Source organism: Parapusillimonas sp. JC17 (assembly GCF_052180245.1).
Classification (GTDB): domain Bacteria; phylum Pseudomonadota; class Gammaproteobacteria; order Burkholderiales; family Burkholderiaceae_B; genus Parapusillimonas.
In genome coordinates this window covers 1,157,092-1,179,420 of the sequence record NZ_CP197474.1, presented here as the reverse complement: position 1 = coordinate 1,179,420, position 22,329 = coordinate 1,157,092, and the positions used below count along the sequence as shown (strand labels likewise).

Here is a 22,329-nt window from a genome sequence, read left to right as displayed (position 1 = left end):
CGCGAAGCCGAAGCTGGTAAGCGCGACGGCGGCCAATTCGTGCCGAGTCATAGCGGCGACCTCGCATACAAATCGACCGTCCGGTCTACCGACTCGTAACTATCCACAACAAGCACCGTTTGCCCCAATGCGCGCAAACGGTCATGCTCGCGGTGCTGCGCTTCAGTCGGTCTTTCCCCGGGGCGTTTACATTCGACGAAGAAGGCCAAGCCACCGGGCATGATGCAAAGCCGGTCGGGGACACTACGTCGCGCGGGGCTGGTGAACTTGTAGGCAATCCCGCCCAGCTCGCGGATACGGCGCACCAGGCGGGCCTCGATTTGGCTCTCACGCATACTTGGCCATCCCCCACGCGCGGCGCATGGACTCGTAGCGGGAAAATCGCAGTCCTCGGTAGACGCGATACATTTTCCGGAAGGCGCGAAGGCGGCTCATACCAGTGACTCCGCCGGTACATCTTTCACAGCAACAGACGCCATGGAAGGTGCGAAGGTGCCGACCACCCACGAAGGGCGGCGCATTACATACGGGGTGTCGTTCGCGTCGGACATGCCCATGAAGCCCATAATCAGGCCGGGGATAACGTCGAACTGCGCGATTGACGCTCCGGCCAAACCGTTCAGACCGATGCGCACCGCCAGCTTGCCTTTCTGCCCTAACCCCCTGATGCCGAACTCGGCAGCAGCCTTCCATATCGCCATGGTTACTTCTGGGTTCATGATGCAAGGTTCGCCGGTGGTCACTTCGGGAAACACGCGGCGCCAGTCTGGATAGCGGTCGTGATCGGGTGCAAATTCAAGCCAGCCGTGTTGTGTGGCCACGCGCCAGGTGCCAGCGGCCAGGTCGTCCTTTTCAAGCACCAAGGTGCTGGCGCTGCTTCTTCCCTTCACCAGCAGCGCAACAGTGTCCGCCGGTATCTGGAATCGAACCGGTACGGGCACGTCGTTCGCGACGTCGCTGTGGTGGGCGGCTAAGGCCTGGCCATTCGTGGCGACCAGTACCGTATGTTCGTGACTGGCTTCGACGTGCACTCCGCGTAAATAGGGGCGGATATCCTTCGCGGCTCGGAAATGCGCCACGGCGCGAAGGGCTTTCGGGTTTACTTGAATGCGCATATCAGTCTTTCCTATATCTGATCGTTTCAAAGCCGGCGGCGGCCAGCGGAAGGTCGGCTGCCCACGTCGGTTGCGTCGTCATGAGCTCGGCCAACCGCATATGGGTGTATTCGGGAGTGTCGGGGGCTTCGGTGATCAGCTCGTCGTGCACGGTCAGCACGATGGCGTAGCCGTCCTGCTCGGCGGCCGGCATGGAGCTGGCGAGGACGTCGCGCGCGACGGCCTGGGTCACGTTTTCGCAGTTGTGAACAATCAGCGGCTGGCCGGCAGCTGCGATTACGAAACGGCTTCGGGGCCCGCAGTTGAGCAAGTCGTAAACTGGCGCCCGGTATCTGGTCGTTCGGCCATCTGTTCCACGGACACCCCGCGCGCCAGCCGGTAATAGACCGTCGATCGGCCCAGCTGGTGTTTGTCGGCGAACTGCGCCGCCGTCATACCGCCGACGTGTCGGTTTTTCCGCGTGTTGTTCGCTTGGACGATCGGGGTTACCCACCGACAGTTGCCCGGCTCGTAGTTCCCGTCGTTGTCCTCGCGGTCCAACGTCAGCCCCGGTTGATACGAGGGACCCATATCCGCCCAGAAGTTCTCGAAGGATGCTTGCCACCGCTTGCACACAGCGATGCCCCGCCCCCCATAGTTGTGCCAGGCCTGATGCGATGGGAGACGGCATCGGTCGAGCATGCTGCGCCATACCGCGAACGCCGGGTGTTTGCTCATGCCGTGCTGTGTCAGACGCCGGGCGATAGTCTCCCTGCGCTTGCAGCCACATGACGCAATCACCCCGCGTTGAGCCAACTTCTTCAGTTCGGAGGCGGCTATCGTGATTCGCTCGCCGCACTGGCATGCCACCAGCCACAGTGACTTCTTCCCGTCGCTGCCGTGGTACCGCAACGCCGTCAGGTAACCGACACGGAAGCCGGTCATATCGATGGCCCTGTGATGCATGCTTCCACCCCTCAACAGTCAATACTTCGTGATCTGCGGTCATCCAGGCGCCGTATGCGTCAATAACGTCCTTGCGCCCGTTACAGACGGCCCCATCGGTATGCACCCATTCGATGCCGTCCCAGACTTGCGCACCGGAGGGGACGGCCTCGATCGGTACCCAGCCTGTACGTGTCAGCACCAGGGTGCCTTCGGCAATACACAACTTCCCGCCGTAGGAATGGATCCGCTGCCACTTCTTCGTGTACTGGTCCATGCCCATGTAGCTGAACTTGCCGTCGTCCACACGCGGCGATGGGTAGCAGAGGTTCCGGCCCGAGGGCAGGCCGATGCGCAGCCAATTTCCGTCGCGGCGCACCTTCAACTTGCGCACGGTGAACGTCACGCCCGGCTGGAATACTGCGGTCACGACCGCGTCGCCGAGCTCGCGCCACAGGCTGGCCACCATGGGATGGGCACGGCGCCATGAGCGTTTGAAGGTGTCGCACACGACGAACGCCTGTTCGGTCAGACCGAAGGTGTTGCGCTTCTGTTTTACGCACCAGGCGAAGAAGCCGGCGGACTCTTCCCGTAGATCAGCGGGCAGGCTGTCGTATGCCTGTTCGCCCATCGCTTCCAGGTCAATGCCGTAGGCTGCGGCGAACGTGAGAAACGCCCCTACCCCGCCCTCGTAGCCCAGGGCCAGTTCCTGTACCTTTCCGACTTGGCGCTGATCTTTGTCGACTTGGTCAGGGGCCACTCCGAAAGACTTGGAGTAGGCCAGCTTGTAAAGGTCGTGGCCAGCGCGGATTTCCTTGCCGCGTTCGTCGTAGCCGATGATCGTGTCAAAGTCGCGAAAAGCCTTCAGCTTCCAGGACTCGCCGGCCAGCCAGGCCAGCACGCGCCCTTCGATATTGCTCAAATCCGCGATGACCAATTTCTTGCCTTCGGGCGCGACGATGGCGCCGCGGATCGTGCTGGACGTGATCGCCATCACGTTGTCGAACAGGAGATCGACGGTTCCCGTCTTGATGGCCTCGATGCCGGCGTCTATCTCGTCCTGCTCGTGGGAGGCCCTAGGGAGGTTTTGAGGTTGAAATAGCCGCCCAGCCCAGCGCCCGGTGCGCGCGGCGCCGCAGAACTGCAGGATGCCGCGCAGGCGCCCGTCGACGCTCACGCCGCGCAGCAGCGTCTGGTACTTGGCCGTGCTGGTGGTGCTGGCCTGCAAGCGCACGGCGAGCAGTTCGCGTAGGCCAGCCGGAAGCTCGGGGTCGGCGACACGGCGCTCGAGTGTGGACTTGCGCAGGTCGGGCAGTTCCACACCAAAGGCTTCGACCAAGTGCGCCAACATCTTGTCGCGCTGCGTGGCGTTCGCGACGTCGCCGGCGGTCAATTCCTGCGTGCGCTTGGATAGCTGCGCCTGGGCAGCGGTAATCGCCTCAATAGCCGCACTGGCCAGCTCCACGTCGACCTGCACGCCGCGATCATTGATCCGTTGATCGAGCTGGTTCAGCCCCATCTCGTCGGCGTTGCGCGGGTAGTTCCACTGTGGCATGCGGTCGTGCACGATACGCATCGACACAATGTCGTTGGTGGCGTACTCGCGAAATTGCTTCCATTCCAACGGGTGTGTCTCATGCGTGGCACGGCCGCGCACAAGGTTCTTGGCCGGCGGAATGCAGAAAAGCCGCATCAACGCCTTGCCGGTCTTCAACTTGCGTTGGTCCTGGTCCAGGTCGAAGATGTCGCACAGCAGATCCAGCCCGCCGGGGAGACCGTGGGCGTAGGCCTGCACCATGGTGTCAAAACGACGGGCCGGGCTGACAAGCTCGGCGAGCGCGGGCATGGCGTGCTTGATGATGGTCCAGTCGAACTGGTTTGAGTTGTGGCCCCACCACTGCACGTCCGGATCTTCAGCGGCCTGGCGCAGCTCTTTCGGCGCCAACAGGCCGGGCTCTTCGATCGGGCTCCATACCTTCACAGGGCCGTCGTCGAACGCATAGGCGAACAGCAGCACCTCGGCCTGCTCAGCATATTTGTGTGTCCCATGCTTGATCGGGACCGGGCTATAGGTTTCGAGGTCATAGAAGAGTTTGCGCGTCATACCCGCCCCCTCGCCTTGAGCTTACTGGCGGCCGCGTGGACGATCTCAATCAGCTGGGGTGTCGTGAACCCAGACCCCGGTTGCGCGATGGCGGCAGCAAAGCGGCTGGCCGGGATGACGAAGGCGTCGTCATCGATTTGGCGCAGGGACAGTGTTTTGTTCTTGAATGTGACGAAGTAGCGGCCATCCGACAGGAAGCGTTCCAGGGCCTGGGTGGGATCAAAGGTCGGGGCGGGCGCAACTGGCGGCGCGGCTTCCTTATCCAGGATGTCCAGTACCCAGCGGCGGAATTCCTTGGCCACTTTGGTGCTGGCAAACATGGCGATGAGGTGGGCGCCGCGCAGGGTGAAGATGCGGGCTTCTTTCTCGCGCTGGCTGCCGTTGATTCCATTGACGGTCAAATTGACCGTCAATGACATTCCAGGCGTGAACTCGTCGACGTTGCGGCGGTAAATGCGGCTGACGGCATCGCTGGCGGCGTATCCCAGCGCGCGGGCAATATCCGCTGCCGATAGCCATTGCTGACCGTCTCGGTTAATGATGGTGAGGGGGTGCCCGTGGAAATCCACGGTTGTGGGCGCGAGCGCGCCCATAGACGTACCAGTCATGGCAGGACTCCTTCTTTGCGGTGATGAACCGCCGCCCCGCTTCCAAACGGGGTGGGCGGACACGTGCGGGTTGGAAGACCGGAAAGAAGGAACCGGCAGGGCCGAAGCCCTCCCGCACGGCCCGCCCATAGGAGTGCCATGCTTGCGCGCAGACGAAGAAATAGCCGCGTGAACGGTTTCCAGGCGGCTGCGCGCCTTCTTATTCCGGGCTTCCAAACCCGTGCGCTGGTTGTTTACCAGCGACGGGGTCATGATACGCCCGGAGTGCGGAGGGGTCAACATGTCAAACATCGCTGACCAACTCCAACACGGTGTTCAGGCGGCTGACTTCGGCCTGCAGCGCCGTGATCTGCGCCTGGGCTTCCATCAACTGCGACTGGGTGGGCGATTCATCCAGCTCCTTCTGAAGCTCGTCAGCCCGCGTTTCGGCCTGCTTCAGTTCGTCCTTCAAAGTCTGGATTTCTGCTTTCAGCTCATCGATCTCGTTGTTGGCATCCGACAACGCTTCATCGTTCGCTGCCAACGCGACAGCCTCGTCAATAGCACGGGGGAACCGACGAGCAGCTTCCATGATCAGAACAATGTTGTTGGGCTCGGCAACCAGGTGGCGCTCGAGGACATCATCGGGGGTGCTTTGGTAGTTCATCAGTGCACTCCTTGCGGCAGGCGCTGCAGGAAAAGATCTTGCAGCGCCAGACAGTCAGCGTCCCAGCGCGACAGCAGACGCGGCGAAAAGCCAGCAGCACGGGCCCACTGGTAAAAATCGTTCCATGTAACGTCTTTCATATCGATCACCTCGGGAAGGAATTGGGCCGTTGCTCGAATTTGCGGCTTGCCACTTGCGAACCCCCGCCGCTTTTGCACCGGACTGACGTCGTATAGGACGAGGGGCGACGTCAGTTGGTGATAAGAGCCTGTGTACCGGGTGGCCCGTTCCCCGGTCGTTCTCAAGGAGGTGGGAGGTTCCCGCTCAGGTTCTATACAAGGCTGTCGGCGGAGTCGGCATCAGCGCTCAAATCGTCGAAGTCTTCTTCGCTGCCGACGCTGCCCCCGGCGAAGGCGTCGCCATCGCGGGAGAACTGCACGGCCAGCAGGTTGGCGCGTATGCCCTTACCGTAGTTGTTGTCCTGCGCCCAGATTTCGACGGTGGCATTCACGTAGCACCCGGCGTAGGGTTTCCCATCGGCCTGGCCCAACGGCGTCTTGTCGCGGTCGATAATCAGGGGGCGCCCCTTCTCCTGGTTGCGCGTGGCCGACAGCGCGAACATGTCTTCGTAGCCGTCGTACTCTTTGGTGTTGCCGTCGATCAGGCAGCACTTTTGGCTGTTCGGCAGGATCCCGGCAAGGATGGCGTCAGCCTTCTTGCCCCACTTTTCGGCAGCCACGGCCTGGATGGCCGCGTCGATGTCCTTCTTCGCCTGGCTGTCGGGCGGGAACAGGAAGGACGCGCGGTAGTTGAAAGGTCCCTGCCCTTCGAACTGCTTGGCTTCGAAGAGGTCGGGGAACGAGAGGCGGACGTTGGCGAGTTTTACTTTCATGGTTATTTCCTTAAACAAGATCGGTGGCGGGTTGGGTGAGATCGTCGAAATCATTCTCTGGCGCAACAACCAGCGCGGGGCGGGGATCGTCGGCAGGAGCGACAGAGGGTTTTCCTTGGGATTGGCGGATGAGATCGCGCACGCGATCCCACCGGCGCGGCGACTCCTTGAACAGCTTTTCAGCGGTGGTCGGCGAAATGACCTTGAAGTCGTACATTTCGTCCTTCTTCAGGCGCATGGCCTTCAGCGTGGCTTCGGCGTCCGCTTCGTCCACCCACTCGCGTCGGCCCTTGCGACCTTCCACGAGCTTGTGGCCGTAGACGTCCCGACCGGCCAACAGCTCGGCTTCCGCCCTGGCGCGCACCGCCTTCGCCCAGCCTTCGACGAGGTCCATGTGCTGCAGCAGCTTGCCCAGCAGGTCGTTGTCGATCGCGCCAACGCGTTCGGTCGCGGCGTCGACCAGGCCGGGTAGCGTGTCGCCGGCGGCTTCCAGATCGACGAAGTCGTCAGCCATGGTCGTGAGCGCGAATCGGGTGAGCGCTTCGCAGTTGCCCTTGCCCGGGCAGAAGCGGCAGGCCTTGGCGTCGGGCGTGAAGTCCTCGGGCGTCGGCACCGCGTCGTAGTGGAACTGGATAGCGCGCTCGCCTGCGGCGCGAAATCGCTCGGCGCGCTGCATGAGCTCGTCAATCGTTATCATCCACTCGCTGACGTTGTTCAGCCGCGGTTGGTGCACCGTCATGCGCACACTGGTAATTTCGTGCGTCAGCGAAAAGCGCTCGACAGCACCCAGCGCGTAAAGCATCATCTGCTCGTTCTCGACGGCGGACACTTCCACCCCCCGACCGAATTTCAGGTCAACGACGTGCAGCTCGCCGTCCGGGTGCAAGATGGTGGTGTCGCTCGTGCCGAAGCATTCCGGCACGATGTGGCTGATGTCGTAGCGCTCTTCGGTAAAAAGTTCGGCGCCCGCGCTAGCCTGGCGCACATAGTCCAGATACTTCTGTACTTCCTCTGCCATCTCGTCGTTGACCATGAGCACCGTGCCTTTGCCGTAGTTGGTGTCATTGCCTTCTTCGGGACAGAGCTGGACCTGTCCATCGAGGACGCGGACATAATCCCCCGCGTAGTATTTGGCATCGCGACCCCCTCGTAGGCAAAGTTCCGCGATCATGTGCGCGACGGTGCCTTCATCGGCGTAGGCGCTTGACGTGTCCGGCTCGAATTTGGCGAGGTGCACCGAGCCGGGGCAGCGCGTCCAGCGTGACGCAGCGGACGGGGAAAGAATTGCGTGGTCGGCCATGTCAGGCCTCCTCTAACTGACCGGTCTCACCGACGCGGTACCAGGTGTCGGCCAGAATGCTGTTCTCGCCGACGATCCCCACCGCAATGCGGACCTGTTCACCATCGAGCCACGGCAACGCAAACGCTCCTTTCTCACCGGCCCGTGCGCGACCTTTCAGTCCGGCCACCATGGCGATCGTCTTTTCGCCTTTAGCTTCCGCCTTGCTGGAGTCGCCGCTGGAGGCCGCCGTGCTGTAGTTGCCGCTGGAGGCCGCCGTGCTGTAGTTGCCGCTGGAGGCCGCCTTGCTGTAGTTGCCGCTGGAGGCCGCCGTGCTGTAGTTGCCGCTGGAGGCCGCCTTGCTGGAGTCGCCGCTGGAGGCCGCCTTGCTGTAGTTGCCGCTGGAGGCCGCCGTGCTGGCGTAGCCGCTGGAGGCCGCCGTGCTGGCGTAGCCGCTGGAGGCCGCCGTGCTGTAGTTGCCGCTGGAGGCCGCCGTGCTGGCGTAGCCGCTGGAGGCCGCCGTGCTGTAGTTGCCGCTGGAGGCCGCCTTGCTGTAGTTGCCGCTGGAGGCCGCCGTGCTGTAGTTGCCGCTGGAGGCCGCCTTGCTGGAGTCGCCGCTGGAGGCCGCCTTGCTGTAGTTGCCGCTGGAGGCCGCCGTGCTGGCGTAGCCGCTGGAGGCCGCCGTGCTGGCGTAGCCGCTGGAGGCCGCCGTGCTGTAGTTGCCGCTGGAGGCCGCCGTGCTGTAGTTGCCGCTGGAGGAATTCGGAGAATCCTTCGTTTCCTCAAGGGCTTCGGCCACTTCTACCTTCACCAAGGGTGCGATCTGCTCGGGGTTTTCCAACAGGCTTGAAAACACACGCTCAGTCAACCAGTTGGAATCGTCGTAGCGTTTGTCGGCACGCAGTGCTCTCTGCACTTCGCTATAGGTGCCGCCCTGCGGAAACTTGGCAACAAACCAGCCATAGCCGTCGCGGCAGGCGGACCATTTACGTAAAAGGTCGGTAGTGATCTGCATGTCAGACCTCCGCCGTGCGTGGGTCGAGCTCGCCGGCATCGACCTTCACCAGGTCGGCGTAGAACGCGTCGTACTGCTCGGGCTTGAGTTCCGGACCACGCTTGACGCCATATCGACCAAACAGTGCAACAACCTTCTCGGTGCCTTCAGGCGTCTTGGCAATCTGCGGCACGAGCTTTTGAATCTGCACGTACTCAACACCCACGGGCGCGTCGGCTTTGGGCGATTCGGTCGAGGAACTGGCCGAGCTGTCGGACGCAGTTTGGGTCGGCGCCGATGATTGGACCTTTTCGTCCTTTTTTGTGGCGGGCTGCTCCTTGGTCGTGACTTTAACGGTCGCTGTCGCGGTCGAATCATTGGATCGCAGGATGGCTATCAGCTCCTGCAAGGCGGCGGTGTTTTCGGTGATGGCTCGTTCGAGTGACATTGGCGTTGGCTCCTTTTAAACCTCGGTTGATATGGAGGCCATGATAAACCACGGATTAAAATAAAGTCAAACGAAATCGTCTTCGGTTTAATTGTTGGGCGCAAAAAAGCCCACCTCGTGGGGTGGGCGGGTTAGGGCTTATGCGCGATAATCGCGCTGAACCATCAGTGGAGGTGTGTATGCATCCAGTACCCGTGCCGGCAGATGAGCCTGATTATTCCAGCATGACCAAGATAGGGCGTGTTGAAATCGAGATCGACCACAAGGGTATGTTGGCTATCGTTGTTTATGACTTCGAGTTCAGCGACCCACCAACATGCAGGCTTGCGCATATCCGCGCGATGGCTTGGGCCCGCGATCTTTTGGATGCTCAAATTCGCGTGGCAAAAGTATGCCCGTCTGATGTAGTTTCTTGCGTGGGTTGAGTGCGCTACTGCCTCGCCCCGATTTCTTCAATGAGTCGATCCAAAGCTCGCAATGCTCGGCTCGCCCGGGTTGACCGGTTCGCCATCACTTCGCCAAGCAGAGCAACGGCTCGGAGGTTACTCAGAGAAGTGAACCGGTGGGCGTCTTCAATATACTGTTGCGCGCGTTGTATTTGCCGCCGGATTTCAGCGATTTCCAAAGAGAGCTTGTCACCGTCGTCGGGGGACACTTCTTGCAAGTTCAGGCTCAGAAGTCGACGCAGACCGGGAAGGACATTCTGTTTAATGGTTTGGAGGGGCCGACCGCCATCAAGGGCCGACCGCCCCCCTTCAATCGTCGCAATAGTTCTGGTCGTGAAGCGAGCGGCCGACCCGGTTGCCTTGCGTATATCCTCGCTTATTCGCTCTTCAACACTTACTCGCCCGCCGAGTCTGAGAATCTCGTGGAACTTGCGAGAGACGTCTGGATCCCTCGTAATCACATCCATGATTTCCCACACACGATCTGTATTTTCTTCGAGTTGAGGAACCAACGCTTCAACGGTGGAGAGCATAGGGGCCGCCTCGGTTTGCGCCGCCGTCAGCACTGCGCGCCGCGCTTGATCCACCTTCCTTCTTTGAAAGTCTGCAACAAATTCTTCAAAGACTGCACCAAATTCCCGGCTGCCACACATGTGCCCGCAATTGGTCTCGCGGCCATCTTCTGCTCGGATCACATAGCCTTTGCCATGCTCGGTGGTGCAGCCGTTAAGCCCGCAGCGCACCCAGTCACCGCGAGGTAAGTCATAGGGCGCTACCACTTGGACTTTTTCGGCTGACTCTAAACGCAGCGGCCCGGCATACCGCGGTCGGTTGAATATCTGCTTCGAGCACGTAATGCTATCGGTCGACTCAGAATCATCCTGTATATCAAGCATCATCTCGTTACACCCCCTCGAATATGACTCAGTCCGGTGCGATCTTTCCACCCAGGCTACCTTCTCTTCCTATACCGCCTGTGCTCCACCATCACGCCAATGATCTCCAGGTGCTGGCGATCGCTGCGCATGGCCGGGTAATCTTCATTCAAAGGCACGAGCTCGAACACGTCCCTGCCCTGCTCGTCCACGCCGCGGGGCCGGTATTTTTTAAAGGTGGCCTCGTGCTCACCGTTCTTGGCAACAACGAAATCACCAGGTAACGGTGTGACCGAACAATCGACGATGATGCGGTCGCCCTCGTGAAATGAATCCTCGGCGCTGCCCGGGGGCGCCACCATCGAATCGCCCTTGATCTCCAGCGCGAACGACTGCTCCGACAAATCCAGGTCGGTCGTAATGTAGTCGTCGTACGCCTGCGACAGGTCCACACACCCAGCTTCGGTCATGGCGCCGGCTTGGACATAGCTCAGTACGGGCACGCGGCGCACGTCAGGCGGCGCCTTCGCTATATTCCGCTCACGGCGCCCTTCCGAGAAAAACGTATCAAAACTAAGCGGCTCGGAAAGGTGATTCGCCAGCATCTGGATAAACTCCTCTCGCTGGTCTGCCTCTTGGTAGTGGCGTTCCGCCTCTGAGTCCCACTGCTCAGGCCCTGGTAACATCCCGAGACCGAGCTCGAGCAATTGCCGTGTGGCCGTGCCGGCCGTTCCCATATCCTGCAGCGAGAGTGGTTTCTTCACTAGCTTCAACAAATCGCCGGCCTGATGCTCGCTTTTAATATCCGTCAGCGTGAGCCATTCTGGACCTGGCAAGCCAAAGACCTTCGCAATGGCACCGGCGTACTCCGAACGACGGGCGTCCGTCTTCTCAAGTTTATAGATAGTTTGCGGGCTAGTGCCCACCCGTTGGCCCAGGGCGGCAAGTGTCCACCCCGCAGCGGTCCGTAGCATTTGTATGTTGTGTCCCAGTGCCATGCGCTCATTCTATAAACAATGGATTAAAAGATACATCTCCGACGGTTGATGACGCTTTTCGTCTGTGGTTTAATCAAGCAATATTTAAACCATGGACGAAAGATGCAAACATCAGAAATTGCTCATCGCGCCCCCCTGCGGCGCGCGTGCCAGCTGCTTGGATCGCAGACGGCCCTATCGAATGCGGTCGGTGCAAGCCCCATGCAAGTGCACTATTGGCTCACCCGCGACAAAAGCCTTGATGCCGCTCACTGCGTCGCTATCGAGCAGGCTACCGGCGGCCAGGTCACGCGCAAAGAGCTTCGACCGCTTGATTGGCAGCGCTACTGGCCCGAGCTCGAGGCGGTGTAGGGCCATGCCTTACAGCGCGTCCAGCATGGTGCCTATGCGCAACGATTCGGCGTTGATGGCTTCGAACGTCGTCATGACGCTCGTCTCGCTGGCTGTGCCGAAGATCGCCTCGCACACCTGGTGCGCGGCGCGTAGCCGCCAGTGCGCGCGCTCCACGGCAGTGACGTCAGGCATGTCAGCCCCCGCTTCACGAGCCAGCTGCAGCCACGCTACGAACGCTTTGTCTTCCAGATTCCTTTCCACCCTCTTCCCCTTCCAATGTTTGGCACCTCGCCCATGCCCTGCATCGTACGCAGTCGCACCCGGCGGCGAAATGCTGAAACCTCTTTCCGTTCAAGGTCTGCTATGACGTGCTACTACTCCGACGCCGATTGGCGTGACGTGCTCTACACCTCTGTATGCAATACCGATGGTGGCGTTGTGGATGCTGCCCGCTTTTTGACGGTGCGCCGGGGGCGCAGCATCCATCCCGAGGTGCTGCGCACGCGTCTCAAGCACAAAGACGGCCAGGCCATCTCGATCGAAATGGCCGAGATGCTTACTGAGTGGATGGAAACCAAGTCTGACGGGCGAGCACGTGCGCATGACTGGCTGCACGCGCTCAATGGACGCTTTGGGCTCACCGCCGCTCAACACCAGGCTGCATCAGGGACCGATGCGTGCTTGCTCCAAGCCATCCAGACCGCCCTCATCGGCAAAACGATAGAGCACGGCAGCCTGGCCGCTGAAATCGCCCAAGCGGTCGCCGATGGCCGAATTTCTGGGCGCGAAGCAGACGCCATTGAAGCTCTGGGCCGTCAGAACCAGCGTAAGACTGAAGAAATCATCCGGGCGGCCCGTCAGGCGGCCGGCAAACCATGAGCGCCGTCGTGATCCCCATGCCGCCCAGACCTCATTACGGAGCCACCCCAGAAGACTGGGCGCATTTCGGTGTCATGCTTGGGCTGACCACCGATCTTTTGCCGGTGGTCAGCAATCCGAACGCAACGATTGACCCCGACTCCAAGGTCGTGGCGCTTGGCAAGGTCCCCACCCGGTACAACAGCGGGGGGCGCGTCGTCGGTTTCGCGAAGTGGACCGAGCGGTTGACCGAGCAGCCAGAACTCGATCGTTGGTCGCGTCAACCCGATTACGGTATTTGCGTCCAGACGCGCGAAGTGCGCGCGCTGGACATCGACGTGGCCGACCCGCAGCGATCCGCGGCGATTGTGGCGGCCATCACCGATACGCTGGGCTTTGCGCCCCCTATCAGGCGCCGCGGCGCCAGCGGTAAATGCCTGATCGCCGTCCGCGTCCCGGGCGAGTATGTCAAACGCACGATTCGCGTTGACGGCGGTATGGTCGAGAACCTGAACAACGGCCAGCAGTTCATTGCCGTTGGCACACACCCGAGCGGCGTGCGCTATGAGTGGGACGGCGGCCTACCCGAGGACTTCCCTACCCTCACGCATGAGCAGTATGAAGGCCTCTGGCAAACGCTGGCGCTGACCTTCGCCATTCAGGACCCGAGCGCAGCCCGCGCAACGGTGCGGCACGAAAAGATCGCACATGCGCATCAAATTGATGCGGTCGCAAAGCTTCTGTTCGAGCTGGGCCGGGTGCGCAGCACACACGCCGACGGTCGGCTCTTTATCCAGTGCCCGTTCGAGAATGAGCATTCGACGGTCAGCGACGAGCGCGACACGGCGACCGCCTACTGGCCCGCCCACACGGGCGGATACGTCAACGGCCATTTCCACTGTTTGCATGCGCATTGCGAGCACCGCACTGACGCCGACTTTCAACGCGCCATCGGGTATATGCCTGAGCTCGAGGACTTCGATGCGCTGATCGAGGAAGCCGCACCAGCGAGCGACGCCAACGACTTCGAAGACATCTCCGAAGGTGTCGACACAGACTCGACACCTCCTGCGCAGCCTGAAGAAAAGCTGCGCTTCCCGGTCGAAACGCTCGAGCAGTTCGCCAGCCACCCGCCGCAGCCCTGGATCATCAAAGGCGTACTGCCCCAGGCGGGCCTGGCTGTCGTTTACGGCGAGTCCGGCAGCGGCAAGAGCTTCTTCTGCCTGGACGTCGTGGCGTCCATCGCCCGCGGGCAGGCCTGGCGCGAGCGCAAAACGCGCAAGGGCCGCGTCGTCTACGTGGTGGCCGAGGGTGCGGGGGGCTTTCGGAATCGGGTGCAGGCCTATGCCACGCAGCACGGCGTCGCGCTGGCTGACGTGCCGTTAGGCATCATCGCCGGCGCGCCCAACCTCATCGAACGCAAGGATGCCGTGGCGTTGGCCAAATCAGTACTCGCCTCCGGCGGCGCGGACGTCATCGTCGTGGATACGCTGGCGCAGACGACACCGGGGGCGAACGAGAACAGCGGCGAGGACATGGGGCAGGTACTGGCCCACTGCCGCGAGATCCACCGCGTCACGGGCGCCCTGGTGCTGCTCGTGCACCACTCGGGCAAGGACACGTCCAAGGGCGCGCGCGGCTGGTCGGGCCTGCGAGCGGCGGCCGACGTCGAGATCGAAATCACGCGCAACGAGTCGCTGCGCACGGCCAAGGTCACCAAGCAGAAGGATGGCGAGGACGGCGTGCACTGGAACTTCGTGCTGGACACCGTGACGCTGGGCATGGACGAGGACGACGACCTCATCACCAGTTGCGTCGTGAACTACGAAGTGCCGCAGGAGGCGTTTGCGGCGACGAAGAAAGAGCCCACGACGCGCTGGCGCAAGGCTGCCCTGGTGGTGGCCCAGGAGTTCGCCCAGGACCAACTGTCCGGCATCGAGGTGGAAGCCATCGTCGCCGAGTGTTTGCGGCGCCACGGCGAGGACACCATCGAAGAACGGCAACGGAAATACAACTACAAGCGTGCCATCGGGTGGCTCGCGGAGAACGATTATTTCACTCTCGTGGGCGATTGCGTCTCCTTCGATGCGGGGCTTTGAACATGTTGAAAATCTCAACTTGCATGAATTCGCAGAATGTCACGCGTCACACCGGGCGTAACGTTACGGCGTTACATCGGGTGTCACACGTGTCACACGGGGCGTCACATGACGTAATACGGCAGCGACAAAACGTCGGCGAGGTGTCACACGGGGAACCTCCCGTAATACCCCCCCTAAGGGGGTATTACGGGGTTCCGTGTGACACGACGATGTGGGGAGGGATGGGACACGTTACGCCCTTCCCAGGCAAACCCATCGGCATGGCCTCCTCGGCAAACTTGCGAAAATTTTCAAAGGAGGCTGGGAAATGCTGATCCTGCAAATTTCTCTCGACCCAACCCGGAAATTCACGGACGACTCCGGCGACCTTCGCCCGCTGACGGAACTGCACACGGCGGCGATGCACGCGATGTGGCGAACGGCAGCGGTGAAAACCTTGACGTTCGAGTCATACGCCGGCGGCGACCGGTTGCTGCTTTCCGAGGCTCTTGAAGCCCTGAAGCTCTTGGCAAGGCTCGCTGAACCGCGTCAGGCGAGCACGGTCGTCAGAGAAACCCTCGGCCTGCTGTGCATGCACGGCAAGGTGTTCACCGACGGTACGACGGTCTGGCTGCTGGAGGCTCGGGGATGACGATGCTTTTCGAGAACGCGCACCAGGCGCTGGTGTTCGCCTTCAACCGCAGTTCGCGCTCCGCGGCCCGCCCACTGGTAGACCGCATCGGCGCTGGCGAGAATGCAGCGGGCATGGGCCTACCAGGTGAAGACGGCGCAGGCCAGGCAGGTATGATCCTGAGCCGACTGTCGCACCTGCAGGTGCTGCACCGCGCCCTGCTGCGAGCGCGGTACGGCCCGCGCTCGCGCGACTGCCTCTGTTGCGGTCAGGCCACCCCGCATCACGAGTGGGTCAGCGCCACGCGCGTGATCGCCGCCCATGCCCGTGAGCGCTTCACGGCTATGCCCAGCGTCAACGAAGCGCTGATTCTGGCACTGGTGGTGCGTTACTTCGGCGGCGAGAAGGCGCCGCTGGAGGACATCGGCAGCCGCCACGGCGTGAGTCAACCCACGGCGTCACGCGCGAACCGCGAACTGTCCGTTTGGCTGCGCGGGCCTAAGAGCAAGGCTGCCGAGCGCGTGATTGGTGCGGAGGCGCAGGCCTTCGGTATGGCCGAGCGCGTGCTGCTGGAGGCTGGGATGTTGGGGCAACCGGACGACGTTTTGGAGGGGGCGACTTGACCGTGAATAAAATGCACGTCAAAATGGCATTAATTCAGTAGTCCTACAACTACGCCTAGACGAAACGCAAGCCCTGCCGCACGGTGGGGCTTTGTCTTTTCTGGCCTATGAAACCTGATGTCTCCTCCTGCAGCCACCGCTGCACTTTCCAATGCCCGCCCTTCGCAAGATCGGCGGGCGTTGCTTTTTCCGGAACCCTCATGACCAACACCAAACTCATGACCGGCCGCGATCTTGGCCAAGCGATATGCAAGCACTTCGGCCTGGATCCCCGCCAAGTGGATCGGGAGCTTCGGATCAAGACTGGCATGGATGAGGTGGCCAGCATCAACTTCACGATCATGCTGTCGACCGATGACTTGGCGGGAATTGCGCAGTGCGCCGGCGACCCCGGCGGCGAGCAAGGGCCGGAGCTGATCCCCCTCGGCAAATCTGACTCCGACATCCTCAAGCGCTATGGAGCTGGCGCACAGAGCGAGCAGTTGTCCATCGACCCAGATCCGCGCCTGGACGAGATCGTATCGTTGCTCAAGCAGTTGGTGCAGGCAGTCGAGCGCAAAGATTTCCTCGGCAGACAGACGGCGCTGCCTGTGTGTATCGCCACACCTGAACGATAAGGGCGGACTATGAAACAGCAACAGCTAACCGACCTGGCTCTACGCAAGGTCTATCACGCCGAGATGCTGGGCATGCCCACCGCCGACGCGAACTCAATGCGCGCCGTCATCCAAGACCTGAACGCGAAAATCGACCACGCTGCCCGCTTCATCGACGACGAGGCCACGATGCTCAACTCGATGGAGAAGACCATCGTGCTCGAGCGTGGGTGGAATGAGTTCGTCCTGCAGATGACGCAGCTGTCGACCAACATGTCGGAATGGATTCGCAGGCGCGTCGCTTCGCCGGGTGGGCTCAAGGCGGCGGGTGCGTGATGGGCGAAGACGCAACAACTTTCATTTGAGGAAACAGAAATGGCGCTAACACCAAAAAAGCGCTGTTTCGCAGCCGAGTACATCAAGGATTTGAACGCTACGCAGGCTGCGATACGGGCCGGCTACAGCGAAAGAACAGCGAAATCTCAAGGCCAGCGCCTGTTGACAGATGTTGACGTGGCCGCCTTGATCGGTGAGTTGCAGCAGAGACGCAACGAGCGCGTCCAGATCGATGCTGATTACGTGCTTCGACGCCTGTTCGAGATCGATCAGATGGACGTGCTGGACATAATGACCGAGGACATGAGCCTGAGGCCCGTGAGCGAATGGCCGAAGGTCTGGCGCCAGTACTTGTCTGGCTTTGACCTGGCCGAAATGTTTGAAGGCCGCGGCGAAGATCGAGAGATGGTCGGCATCTTGAAGAAGATCAAGTGGCCCGACAAGGTGAAGAACCTGGAGCTGCTGGGTAAGCACGTCGACGTGCAGGCGTTCCGCGAGCAGGTGGGGCACAGCGGCCCGAACGGCGGCCCCATTGAGGTGGCTGCACTCACCCGCGAGGAATACAAGCACGCCCGCCAGGAAATGCTGGCCGATGACGACTGCTGAGCAGCGCCGCGCACTGGCCAGGCGGATCGAGTGCGAGGAAGACGGGCTGTACTTCGCCCGATACTTCTTCAAGCAGCGCATGGGCGCCAAGATGATCGTGGCGCCCCACCACCAGGTTATCCAGCGCACGCTGCAACGGGTAGTCGATGGCGAGATCAGCCGGCTCATCATCAACGTGCCGCCCGGCTACACGAAAACTGAGCTCGCCACGATCAACATGATCGGGCGGGGCCTCGCGCTGAACAATCGCGCCCGGTTCCTGCACCTTTCGTACTCGCACAACCTGGCGCTGCTGAATTCCAGCACGGCGCGGGGCATTGTGAAGTCGGCGGCATATCAGGCCATGTGGTCCATGCAGTTGCGCGATGACGCCGACAGCAAGGCCATGTGGTGGACGGAGCGCGGCGGCGGCGTGTACGCCTCGTCGGCCGCTGGCCAGGTGACGGGTTTTCGGGCCGGGCACATGGAGCCGGGCTGGCAGGGTGCGCTGCTCATTGATGATCCGGTCAAGCCCGACGACGCCTACAGCGAAACGGTGCGTGACGGGGTGAACAGCCGGTTCAATGAGACGATCCGCTCGCGGTTGGCGCTGGAAACCACGCCCATGGTGGTGATCATGCAACGCATCCACCATCACGACCTCTCGGGCTACCTGTTGCGGGGCGGGTCGGGTGAGCAGTGGCATCACCTGTGTTTGCCGGTGCTGATCGACAACGCCCAGGCGTACCCGGCCGAGAACACGCACGGCATCGTCGTGCCACACGGCCTGCCCGATGGTTGGCTGTGGCCGTACAAGCACAACGAATCACACCGCACAGCACTGTTCTCGCACCGCAGGACGGCTGAAGCGCAGTACATGCAGCGGCCACGCCGGTTCAATGCCGAGGGTGCCCTGTGGACAGAAGCGATGATCGCAGCGGCCAGAGCGCTGCAGATCACGCAGAGCAAGACACGCACGGTGGTGGCGGTCGACCCGGCCACCACCAGCAGCGATGAGAGCGACGAAACCGGCATCGTGGCAGCAAGCAGCTACGGCGGCGGTGATTCGAGGCAGTACCGGGTGGAGGGCGACTACAGTGGCCGCTACAGCCCAGCCGGTTGGGCGCAGCAAGCCATGAAGGCAGTGCAGACCCACGAGGCCGACGCCATCGTCATTGAGACGAACCAGGGCGGCGACATGGCAGAAGCCACGCTGCGAAACGCGGGCTACCGGGGGCGCATTGTGAAGGTGCACGCCAGCCGTGGCAAGTTCGCCCGGGCGGAGCCCGTTTCGGCGCTCTACGAACAGGGCCGCGTGGCCCATAACGGCAACCTCTATGTGCTGGAAAACCAGTTGATGGAGTACGTGCCCGCAACTGCAAAAAAATCGCCCGATCGGCTCGACGCAATGGTGTACGCCATCACAGAGCTTGGTGTTGGGTATTCATGGAAGGGATTCTGAATGGGTGTCAGTCAACAATTCGCGGACGGACTGGTGAACGTCGTCGCCAACCTGGGCACACCCCGGGATAAGGCCGCGCACAGCCAGTACGTTCACGCGCTGCTGACGCCCCAGCAACTGCTGGACGCCTACCGCAATGCGTGGCTGGCGCGCGCCATCGTGGACTATCCGGCCGAGGATGCTACGCGCAAATGGCGCACATGGCGGGCAAAGGCCGACCAGATAACGAAGATTGAGAGGCTGGAAAAGGCGTTGGGCCTACAGCGGCTCGTGCAGGATGCAATGGTGGCGGCGCGGCTCTACGGTGGCGCGGCGATCTACATCAACACTGCTGACGATCAGCAAGATCAACCGCTGCGCCCGGGAAAGGAAATCCGTTCGCTGGTGGTGCTCACGCCCAACAGCCTGCAGCCTGACCCCCTGGTGCGCGACATCGACAGCGAGTACTACGGCTGGCCTGAGCACTACACGCTGACCGCCTCTGAGGTGGCGCCGTCGTTGGTTCTTCTGCCCAACGGAGCACGCCGGGATGCGCGGGTGCGAGTTCACGCGAGCCGGCTGGTGGTACTTCGTGGGGCGAGCGTACCGAACGATCCGAGCCTTGCCGGCGCGACGAACAGCGGCTGGGGGGACAGCGTCCTGCAAGCCACGCTTGACGCCATCCAGCAGGTGGATTCCACCATGGCCAACATCGCCAGTCTGGTGTTCGAGGCGAAGGTGGACGTTTTCAAGTTCGACAGCTTCGCGCAGCTCCTGGAGGACAATAGCAACGACGCCCTGCTGACCCGCCGCCTGCAGACGCAAGCCGCCATGAAGGGCATAAATGGAGCGGTAGTCATCGACATGAAGGACGACTACCAGCAGAAGTCCGCAACCTTTACGGGCCTGCCCGACGTCGTCAGCAAGTTCATGGATGCAGTGTCCGGCGCGTCCCGCATCCCCGTGACGCGGCTTTATGGCCGCGCCGCCGTGGGCCTGTCCGGGTCCGGCGATGGCGACGAGCGCGTGTATTTCGACCGCATCGGCCATATTCAGGCCACCGAAGTTGGTCCGGCCATGGCGCTGCTGGACGACTGCATCATCCATCAGGCGCTGCAAGGGCGGCCCGAGGAAATCTATTACGAATGGGCGCCGCTGAGGCAGCTCACAGAGGCCGAGCGCGCGGAAATCTTTGTGAAGACCTCAAACGCCGCGCGAGCGCTGGCCGGCCCGAATGCAGGCCCCTTGATGTCCGTCTATGCCCTGTCCGATGCGCTGGTCAACGAACTGACTGAACAGGGCGTATTGCCGGGCCTCGACCAGGCGGTGAAAAAACACGGCACGCTGGAGGATGAAGATGGGTTTGTCGGGCCAGAGGACGCCGGCACGCCGTCCAGCATATCGGACGCCGCCCCGCGCACGCTCTACGTGAGTCGCAAGGTGCTGAACGCCGCGGCAATTCAGGCCCATTACAAGGCCCAGGGCATCGATGGCCTGGTTGATACGAACGACATGCACGTCACGATCACCTACAGCCGACAGCCGGTGGACTGGATGAAGATGGGCGAGGCATGGGCGGCAGACGGTGACGGCTCGCTGACCATCAGCGCCGGCGGCGCCCGGCTCATGGAGGTGTTCGGCCCCAACCGTGATACCGCCGTTCTGGCGTTCGTGTCCAGCAATCTGTCCTGGCGGCATGAAGACATGGTGCGCAATGGCGCGTCCTGGGACTGGCCTGAATACCAGCCGCATATCTCAATCTCGTACGCCTTCACCGGCGACATTTCCGCCGTCGAGCCCTGGCGTGGAGAAATCAGGCTCGGGCCGGAAATCTTCGAGGAAATCAATGAAGACTGGAAATCCAAGGTGAGCGAATGACCATCAAGATCACCGATTCGGTCGCCCTGGGCGACTCGACCATCACCGACGCTGGCTATCTGGAAGCTGCGGCGCGCACGGCGCGCACTGGGGTTCAGCAATACCTGGGTGCCGAGCTGGGCCGGCCCGATCTGGGCGTCGTGAACGTCTATCGCGACGAGGCCGAGGTGTTCGCCAAGCGCTCGCTGGACACGTTCTCGAAGCTGCCTATCACCAACGATCACCCCGCCACAGAGGTCAACGCCAGCAACTGGCGCGACCTGGCGGTGGGCACGACCGGCGACGAGGTGCTGCGCGACGGCGAATACCTGAAGATCGGTCTGAAGATCACCGACGCCGACGCCGTGCAGGCCGTGCGCGATGGCAAGCGCGAGCTGTCCGTGGGCTACGCCGCCGAGATCGTCTGGCAGGACGGCGTCGCCACCGACGGCACGCCGTACCAGGCCGTGCAGCGCAACATCGTCGCCAACCATATCGCCATCGTCGCACGCGGTCGTGCCGGCCATCAGGCCCGCATCGGCGATTCGTGGGGCGCTGCCCCTGTTCAAGATTTTCAACCGGGCCCCGCGCCCAAACCCGCAGAAGGAGGTCATATGACTGACCAACTCAAGACGGTGGTCCTGGGCGACAAGGCCGTCCAGGTTGCCGTTACCGACGTGGCTGCTATCGAGCAGTTCAAAACGGATGCCGCCAAGGCGCTTGCCGACGCCAACACCGCGCATGCCGCCGCCATCGCCGCAAAAGACGAGCAAATCGGCAAACTGAAGGCTGATCTGCAAACCGCCCAGGACGCCGCCAAGATCGACGTTGACAAGCTCGTCGCTGATCGTGCTGCACTGGTCGAGGCCGTCAAGGCGATTGATGCCAAGATCGATGTAGCCGGCAAATCCGATGCCGATCTGCGCAAGGCCGCCGTCTCGGCCAAGCTTGGCGATGAAATGGTCAAGGATGCCAGCGAGGCGGAAATCACCGGCATGTTCAAGGCCATCGCCAAGGACGCCAAGCCCGCGAACCCGGTGGCGGATGCCATCTCGCGCGGCATCCAGTCCACCGACACCAACGTCGTCAACGACGCACAGGCCGGCTACGTCGCTCGCCTGAACCGTCAGTCCAAGAAGGAGGGCTAAATCATGGCCGCTTTAATCCCCAACGCCGCAAACCGATTCAAGCCCGCCCGTGGCATCATCGGCACCTGGGCAAACATGGAAGAGGACAACGCCCGCACTGGCTTTGCTGGCTCGTCCTTCGCCGCTGCTGTGCCGCTGATGAAGGGCACTGGCGACATGGACGTCGTTCCGCTGACGACCGCCAACCGTTTTATCGGCATCGCCCTGGGCACTGTCGATATGTTGGGCACCCCCACCTCTGACGGCGCGGCTACGTTCCGCGTGGGCGACACCCTGGGCGTTGCCGACATGGGCACGGTTTTCGTGCTGGCCGGAGCGAGCGTTACGGCCGGCGCCACGCCATTCTACGACCCCGCCACCCGCAAGTATCACGGCGCGACCGCTGCAGGTCGCCTGCCGCTGCCTACCTGCGAATTCGACGAATCCGCCGCCGAAGGCGAGCCCGTCGCATTGCGCATCCGCGTACTGCCCGGCGCCGCCAACGTGACTGCCGCAACCTAAAGGAGCGCAA

26 protein-coding genes are annotated in these 22,329 nt (G+C 62.0%); 13 read left to right on the top strand and 13 right to left on the bottom strand.

Going from position 1 to position 22,329, the window contains the following annotated elements:
- Positions 1 to 47: 47 nt before the first annotated feature.
- From ACSBPU_RS05740 to ACSBPU_RS05695, 10 genes are all read right to left on the bottom strand, one after another.
- Positions 48 to 335, bottom strand: a complete 288-nt coding sequence (locus tag ACSBPU_RS05740) for a VRR-NUC domain-containing protein (protein WP_442596367.1) — start codon at positions 333 to 335, stop codon at positions 48 to 50.
- Positions 336 to 431: 96 nt separating this feature from the next.
- Complete coding sequence (locus ACSBPU_RS05735) at positions 432 to 1,115, bottom strand: hypothetical protein (protein ID WP_442596365.1); 684 nt, start codon at positions 1,113 to 1,115, stop codon at positions 432 to 434.
- Position 1,116: 1 nt separating this feature from the next.
- Complete coding sequence (locus tag ACSBPU_RS05730) at positions 1,117 to 4,143, bottom strand: hypothetical protein (protein ID WP_442596363.1); 3,027 nt, start codon at positions 4,141 to 4,143, stop codon at positions 1,117 to 1,119.
- The gene (locus ACSBPU_RS05725) at positions 4,140 to 4,751 is read right to left on the bottom strand and encodes a BRO-N domain-containing protein (RefSeq protein WP_442596361.1); all 612 of its coding nucleotides are present in this window, start codon (positions 4,749 to 4,751) and stop codon (positions 4,140 to 4,142) included. Before ACSBPU_RS05725 ends, ACSBPU_RS05730 begins: the two co-directional genes overlap by 4 nt.
- Positions 4,752 to 5,034: 283 nt before the next feature.
- Complete coding sequence (locus ACSBPU_RS05720; RefSeq protein ID WP_442596359.1) at positions 5,035 to 5,397, bottom strand: YlbF family regulator; 363 nt, start codon at positions 5,395 to 5,397, stop codon at positions 5,035 to 5,037.
- Positions 5,397 to 5,537 carry a hypothetical protein gene (locus ACSBPU_RS05715; protein WP_442596357.1) on the bottom strand — a complete coding sequence of 47 codons (141 nt, stop codon included), beginning with the start codon at positions 5,535 to 5,537 and terminating at the stop codon, positions 5,397 to 5,399. Before ACSBPU_RS05715 ends, ACSBPU_RS05720 begins: the two co-directional genes overlap by 1 nt.
- Positions 5,538 to 5,728: 191 nt before the next feature.
- Positions 5,729 to 6,289, bottom strand: a complete 561-nt coding sequence (locus tag ACSBPU_RS05710) for a DUF2815 family protein (RefSeq protein WP_442596355.1) — start codon at positions 6,287 to 6,289, stop codon at positions 5,729 to 5,731.
- Between the two features lie 10 nt (positions 6,290 to 6,299).
- A complete protein-coding gene (locus ACSBPU_RS05705) occupies positions 6,300 to 7,589 on the bottom strand; it encodes a DUF2800 domain-containing protein (protein WP_442596353.1) in 1,290 nt (429 codons plus the stop codon).
- A 1-nt stretch (position 7,590) separates the two neighbouring features.
- Entirely contained in the window at positions 7,591 to 8,583 is a 993-nt protein-coding gene (locus tag ACSBPU_RS05700) for a hypothetical protein (protein ID WP_442596351.1), read from the bottom strand.
- A 1-nt stretch (position 8,584) separates the two neighbouring features.
- Positions 8,585 to 9,010: a hypothetical protein gene (locus ACSBPU_RS05695; RefSeq protein ID WP_442596349.1), complete on the bottom strand. Its 426-nt coding sequence runs from the start codon at positions 9,008 to 9,010 to the stop codon at positions 8,585 to 8,587.
- A gap of 179 nt (positions 9,011 to 9,189) precedes the next feature.
- Here ACSBPU_RS05695 and ACSBPU_RS05690 point away from each other — a divergent pair, with 179 nt between their 5' ends.
- Positions 9,190 to 9,435 carry a phage capsid protein gene (locus tag ACSBPU_RS05690; RefSeq protein WP_442596347.1) on the top strand — a complete coding sequence of 82 codons (246 nt, stop codon included), beginning with the start codon at positions 9,190 to 9,192 and terminating at the stop codon, positions 9,433 to 9,435.
- Positions 9,436 to 9,440: 5 nt separating this feature from the next.
- Here the strand turns inward: ACSBPU_RS05690 and ACSBPU_RS05685 are convergent, their stop codons facing one another.
- Positions 9,441 to 10,355: a hypothetical protein gene (locus ACSBPU_RS05685; protein ID WP_442596345.1), complete on the bottom strand. Its 915-nt coding sequence runs from the start codon at positions 10,353 to 10,355 to the stop codon at positions 9,441 to 9,443.
- A gap of 53 nt (positions 10,356 to 10,408) precedes the next feature.
- Complete coding sequence (locus ACSBPU_RS05680) at positions 10,409 to 11,329, bottom strand: S24 family peptidase (protein ID WP_442596343.1); 921 nt, start codon at positions 11,327 to 11,329, stop codon at positions 10,409 to 10,411.
- Between the two features lie 48 nt (positions 11,330 to 11,377).
- Between ACSBPU_RS05680 and ACSBPU_RS05675 the strand changes: the two genes are divergently transcribed.
- A complete protein-coding gene (locus tag ACSBPU_RS05675) occupies positions 11,378 to 11,680 on the top strand; it encodes a transcriptional regulator (RefSeq protein WP_442596341.1) in 303 nt (100 codons plus the stop codon).
- A 9-nt stretch (positions 11,681 to 11,689) separates the two neighbouring features.
- On the opposite strand, the gene ACSBPU_RS05670 is transcribed toward ACSBPU_RS05675, so the two are convergent.
- Positions 11,690 to 11,854: a hypothetical protein gene (locus ACSBPU_RS05670; RefSeq protein WP_442596339.1), complete on the bottom strand. Its 165-nt coding sequence runs from the start codon at positions 11,852 to 11,854 to the stop codon at positions 11,690 to 11,692.
- Between the two features lie 171 nt (positions 11,855 to 12,025).
- Between ACSBPU_RS05670 and ACSBPU_RS05665 the strand changes: the two genes are divergently transcribed.
- The 11 genes from ACSBPU_RS05665 to ACSBPU_RS05615 all read left to right on the top strand — a co-directional run bounded on the left by ACSBPU_RS05665 (position 12,026) and on the right by ACSBPU_RS05615 (position 22,319).
- Complete coding sequence (locus ACSBPU_RS05665) at positions 12,026 to 12,541, top strand: phage regulatory CII family protein (RefSeq protein ID WP_442596337.1); 516 nt, start codon at positions 12,026 to 12,028, stop codon at positions 12,539 to 12,541.
- A gap of 17 nt (positions 12,542 to 12,558) precedes the next feature.
- Complete coding sequence (locus ACSBPU_RS05660) at positions 12,559 to 14,619, top strand: AAA family ATPase (RefSeq protein WP_442596335.1); 2,061 nt, start codon at positions 12,559 to 12,561, stop codon at positions 14,617 to 14,619.
- 310 nt (positions 14,620 to 14,929) lie between these two features.
- Entirely contained in the window at positions 14,930 to 15,253 is a 324-nt protein-coding gene (locus ACSBPU_RS05655) for a hypothetical protein (RefSeq protein WP_442596333.1), read from the top strand.
- Positions 15,250 to 15,855: a hypothetical protein gene (locus ACSBPU_RS05650; protein ID WP_442596331.1), complete on the top strand. Its 606-nt coding sequence runs from the start codon at positions 15,250 to 15,252 to the stop codon at positions 15,853 to 15,855. Before ACSBPU_RS05655 ends, ACSBPU_RS05650 begins: the two co-directional genes overlap by 4 nt.
- Positions 15,856 to 16,055: 200 nt before the next feature.
- The gene (locus ACSBPU_RS05645) at positions 16,056 to 16,472 is read left to right on the top strand and encodes a hypothetical protein (protein ID WP_442596329.1); all 417 of its coding nucleotides are present in this window, start codon (positions 16,056 to 16,058) and stop codon (positions 16,470 to 16,472) included.
- A 9-nt stretch (positions 16,473 to 16,481) separates the two neighbouring features.
- On the top strand, positions 16,482 to 16,787 hold the full coding sequence (locus ACSBPU_RS05640) for a hypothetical protein (protein ID WP_442596327.1): 306 nt from the start codon (positions 16,482 to 16,484) through the stop codon (positions 16,785 to 16,787).
- A gap of 39 nt (positions 16,788 to 16,826) precedes the next feature.
- The gene (locus tag ACSBPU_RS05635; RefSeq protein ID WP_442596325.1) at positions 16,827 to 17,393 is read left to right on the top strand and encodes a terminase small subunit; all 567 of its coding nucleotides are present in this window, start codon (positions 16,827 to 16,829) and stop codon (positions 17,391 to 17,393) included.
- Entirely contained in the window at positions 17,380 to 18,834 is a 1,455-nt protein-coding gene (locus ACSBPU_RS05630) for a phage terminase large subunit family protein (RefSeq protein ID WP_442596323.1), read from the top strand. Before ACSBPU_RS05635 ends, ACSBPU_RS05630 begins: the two co-directional genes overlap by 14 nt.
- Entirely contained in the window at positions 18,835 to 20,691 is a 1,857-nt protein-coding gene (locus ACSBPU_RS05625; RefSeq protein ID WP_442596321.1) for an anti-CBASS protein Acb1 family protein, read from the top strand.
- Complete coding sequence (locus ACSBPU_RS05620; protein ID WP_442596319.1) at positions 20,688 to 21,818, top strand: DUF2213 domain-containing protein; 1,131 nt, start codon at positions 20,688 to 20,690, stop codon at positions 21,816 to 21,818. The genes ACSBPU_RS05625 and ACSBPU_RS05620 overlap by 4 nt, the downstream gene beginning before the upstream one ends.
- 3 nt (positions 21,819 to 21,821) lie before the next feature.
- Positions 21,822 to 22,319, top strand: coding sequence for a structural cement protein Gp24 (locus ACSBPU_RS05615; RefSeq protein WP_442596317.1), 498 nt, complete (start codon positions 21,822 to 21,824; stop codon positions 22,317 to 22,319).
- Positions 22,320 to 22,329: the final 10 nt, after the last annotated feature.